The organism is Streptomyces sp. NPDC005151 (genome assembly GCF_053599875.1).
In genome coordinates, this window is the sequence record NZ_JBSFYR010000206.1 from 1 (window position 1) to 4,159 (window position 4,159).

The following is a 4,159-nucleotide window of genomic DNA, read 5'->3' on the forward strand; positions in this document are numbered from 1 at the left end:
GCCATTGTCACCCACCAGGCCGATCGGCCCACGGGCAGGTTGCCCCGACATCACCGACCGCCCACCCGGTGAACCTTCCCGGTCACAGCACTAGCCGACGCGGCCCGGCACTGGCGCTTCGTCATCCACGGCTGTGTCGGGACGGGCAGCGACACGTCGGCCTTCGGGGTGCTGGCGGGCACCCTTCCGGACGGCTCCCACCCTGCCGAACTGCACACCGCCGACGGTGTCACCGGTCTCGACGCGGTCCGGGTCGAATATCCGCCCGTGGACGCGAGCTGCGAGGCGTGTCTGCGTCTCGTCGGTGTCCCGCCCGGTGCGCTGCCGCCGGGCGCAGTCGTGTTTCCCGCCGTGTGCGGCGAGCGGGAGCACTGACGAGGCGCACCTGCTCAGGCCGGAAGGTGTACGAATCGGACAGTGAGCGAGAGGGTCGCCGGTCCCTTGATCATTCCGCCCTTGTTCCAGGTGAGCCCGAAATCGGCACGATCGACGTCGATCTCGGCGGTCAGGGTGACCGCCGCCGCGGTGGACTCGGTGGTGCGGGCCGAGAAGGCGAGCGGCCGGGTCGTGCCGTGGACGGTGAGCCGGCCGGCCACCTCCACGTTGCCGCGGGCATCGGGGGTGGCGCTGTCGGCGGTGAAGACGAGCGTCGGGTAGCGGTCCGTGTCGAAGAAGTCGGCCGAGCGCAGATGGGCATCACGCTTCGCGTGGCCGGTGCCGAGGGAGGTCGCGTCGAGGATGACGGAGCCACGCGCGGAGCCGTCGGCGCCGACCTCGCCCTCGCCGGTGACGTCGGTGAAGGCGCCCTTGACGTTGACGAGACCCCACATCGTCTTGTGTCGCAGCGCGACGGTGGTCGCGTCCTGGTCCAGGGTCCAGCTGCCGGTGGCGGCCGATTCGGTCGAGGGGGTGGTCTCAGCAGGACGAGGGGGTGGTCTCAGCAGGATTGGTCATGAGATCAGAGCTCTCCAGATAGGCGGGGCCGCTTCGCCGCCATGGCCGGCGACATCGCCCTGCTCGATCCGGCTCCCGGGCCGTGCACGGCGCGGCCGCACACGGAACACCAGGACACGGGGATCAGCAGCGTCGTCTGAGGACCTGGGCCGCGCAGGTCACCAGGTCACGCGAACGGCCGGGTGACTTCCCGGGAGGCCGGGCAGTCCTCCGCACAGCCGATCCGAACCGCCCCGAGCCAACTGGACAGTCGTCGTTCGGCGCCGCCTCAGGCCCCCGTCACCCCGTCCAGCCGCTCCCGCACCAGATCGGCGTGGCCGATGTGGCGCGCGTACTCCCCGATCATGTGGACGTGCACGAGGCGCAGCGAGAAGACCTCGCCGCCGTGGACAAAAGTGTCGTCGAGCGATGCGTCGGCGATGGCGGCGTCCGCCAGCCGGCACTCCTCGACCAGGCGCGCGTAGTCGTCGGCGGCGCACGCCGGATCCAGGTCCTCGAAGTCCGCGTCCTTGCCCCTGGCGGGGTCGTACATCGGGTCCAGCGGCTGGCTGGCGAAACGCTCCCGGAACCAGGTGCGTTCGACCTTCGCCATATGGCGGAGCAGCCCGAGGAGGGTGAGGTTGGACGGCTGTACGGTCTGTTCGGCAAGCTGCTCACCGGTCAGGCCGGCGCACTTCTGCAGCAGGGTGCTGCGGAACCATGCGAGATATCCCGTGAGCATCTCCCGCTCACCGGCGACGAGGGATCCGGGCGTGCGCGTTGCGTCTGGTGCTGTCCATGTCATCGCCAGATCATGCCCGTCGGCCACCGGATCCTGCCAGGCCTTTCACCACCCGTCAGTGCTGTCCGAGGACCAGTCGGTCGTGGCGGAGGTGGTGATGTTCGCGGCCACACCCACCACCAGGAAGAGGATCAGCAGGGCCTTCCCCGCTCCGCTCATGATCAGCGGCCGTGTGGCGGAACGGGGCTGCTGCTCGGGTACGGAAAGGGCTTCTTCGCCGAAGAACCCCTTGGGGTAGGCCGGGGTGAGCATCATGAAGTAGGCGTAGAAGCGCATGTCGTAACGGAGTGTCGCGGCCGAGGCCTCGAAGAGGGGCTGGGGCATGCGTCCCAGGATCAGTGTGATCAGCCACCAGATGAAGGACAGCGCCCACCAGCCGGCGGTGGCGAGTCCCTGCACGACGGCTGCCGGAATCATCAGGATCAGGCGGAAGAAGACGGCCAGCCGGTTGAGTTCCGTCGGCCGGAGCTCGATCTGGATCGGATAGTCCGGCGGCGGAGTCAGGGCGAACGGCGGATAGCGGTCGATCAGCAGCATTGCGCTCGCGCCGACCCGCGTGTGGTAGCCGAGATATCCGGCGAGAAAGCGGAAGACCGGTTCGGGCAGCCGCCCCAGGACCAGGGCGGCGAACCAGCCCGCGATGGTGGTGAAGAAGGCCGCGATGTAGAGGAAGAACAACACGATGAAGTGCGGGATCAGCAGGAGCAGCCGCACCAGCACCGTGAGCCGGCGCTGCCTCGCCGGCTCGACGAGGTCCAGCACAGGGAGCCACTCCCCCGCGTCCGGTCCCCTGGGGCCCGTCCACTGGGCGTCAGCCATGTCGCTCCTCCTCGGCGGGTGATGCGTACCCCATCGGCACCTACGACGTCACCCCACGCTCGGCCCGCCGATACGGGCCCGCAATCGACCACGGGCCGATCGGGTGTCCTGACGGACCGCGCCGGACCGGGCGGGACCCGGCCATCGCTCGTCCCCCGATGACCGGGTCCGTCGTCATGTGGTCACGTCACTCCAGGAGGTCGGCGTACGCACCGAAGGTCCGGTCTCGGCCGGTCCGGCCTCGCACTTGCCCGGCGTGTGCCCGTATCCGTGCTGCACTCGAGGGCGGCGGCCTGCGCCGCGGTGCTGTTGGCGGCTGTCATGCCCAGTGGGAGGGCGAGAGCGGCGACCAGCCGTCCATGAGCGGCGCGTCCGGGTGCGGGTGCGGATCCCGGCAGTGATCCGTACGGCTGATCGCATTCCGGTTCTGCCGAATCCCCTGGGCACCCAGGGTCTTCGTGCACTTCCCGGTGGCATGTGGAAGCCGGGCTGACCGACTCCGTCTACTACGCCGAACCCGGAGTGCTCGCCGGGATCGTGGAAAAGGCAGGCCTCCCGTACGAGGGCCCGTCCGAGGACGTCGCCGGTTGCGCCGCTGCTGCGGGTCGCCGTCGGGCAGGGTGAGCTCAACGAATGCAGGATGCCCTGGGACGTGATGCTCCCGGTGATGGTCACTGAGGTGGTATCGGTGGCGAGCTGGACAACCGGAATACGCAGAAGCAAGGGGACACGTGCCGAACGTAACTCCCTCCCAGCCGATACCGGCTTCCCCGAAGGGTGCGTATCCGATGAGGGTGCTGGTTTGATCAGGCGGCGAGGCTGAGGGTGTTGCGGTATCGGGCCTGATGGTTGCGGGTGAACTCCTGCTGTTCGTGCCAGACCCAGTAGGCGTCGAAGTCGCCGTTGGCGCGCAGGGCACGGAGTTTCAGGACGGCTTCGGCTCCGGCCAGACCCCAGCGGGCTCCGGTGATGTCGAGACGGTCTTTCACCAGGTGGCGGCAAGCTCCCTCGATGATGCCCGTCGCGATCGGCCAGCCGGCGGCCAGCGCGGTGTCGTAGCGGAGGTATTCGGCCTTGTTGGTGAGGTAGGCCACGGCGTCGTCGATGCCTTTGTGGTGGCCGGCGGCGATCCCGGCCTGTTCGGCGGCCGATCGGATCGCGGCGGCGGCCTTGCCGCAGTCTCCGGCCAAGATGGTGCGGGCGGTGCGGGCGACCCAGGCCTCGATGGTCTTGTCGCCGCTCTCGTGCAGGCCGTGGCCGGCTCCCCACAGGTACTCCAGGACGTGGATGATGTCGATGACGATGTGCACCTTCACGCCGCGGGCCTGTGCCTCGGCGTTGATCAGGTCGATCTGGTGGGGTGCGCCGTCGACCAGCACCACCCAGGTGCGCGAGTGGTCGGGGTCGCGGGCCTCGGCCTGGTCGAACACGGCGGCCACGACCTCGCCGGCGGTGTCGTTGACCGAGCCGCACAGCCATTTGGAGCGGGCTTTGGGGGCTCGGACCACAGGGTCGGCCCCGTCGGTGGCCGTCCCGGCGTCGGCGTTGTCGGTGGCCGTCCCGGCGTCGGCGTCACGGTCGTCGTCGGGGTCGGGGTCGGGGTCG

Annotated in this window: 4 protein-coding genes and 1 pseudogene; 1 reads left to right on the forward strand and 4 read right to left on the reverse strand. The window is 69.4% G+C overall.

From position 1 onward, the window contains the following. Positions 1-168 precede the first annotated feature (168 nt). On the forward strand, positions 169-375 hold the full coding sequence (locus ACWD6R_RS39910) for a hypothetical protein (RefSeq protein WP_451823245.1): 207 nt from the start codon (positions 169-171) through the stop codon (positions 373-375). Positions 376-389: 14 nt separating this feature from the next. On the opposite strand, the gene ACWD6R_RS39915 is transcribed toward ACWD6R_RS39910, so the two are convergent. From ACWD6R_RS39915 to ACWD6R_RS39930, 4 genes and pseudogenes are all read right to left on the reverse strand, one after another. Continuing rightward, positions 390-947 carry a YceI family protein gene (locus ACWD6R_RS39915; RefSeq protein WP_451823248.1) on the reverse strand — a complete coding sequence of 186 codons (558 nt, stop codon included), beginning with the start codon at positions 945-947 and terminating at the stop codon, positions 390-392. Positions 948-1,222: 275 nt separating this feature from the next. After that, entirely contained in the window at positions 1,223-1,738 is a 516-nt protein-coding gene (locus ACWD6R_RS39920; protein ID WP_451823246.1) for a DinB family protein, read from the reverse strand. 42 nt (positions 1,739-1,780) lie between these two features. Beyond that, entirely contained in the window at positions 1,781-2,554 is a 774-nt protein-coding gene (locus ACWD6R_RS39925) for a DUF4389 domain-containing protein (RefSeq protein WP_451823247.1), read from the reverse strand. Between the two features lie 806 nt (positions 2,555-3,360). Continuing rightward, positions 3,361-4,159, reverse strand: a pseudogene (locus ACWD6R_RS39930) (hypothetical protein); the annotation flags it as partial.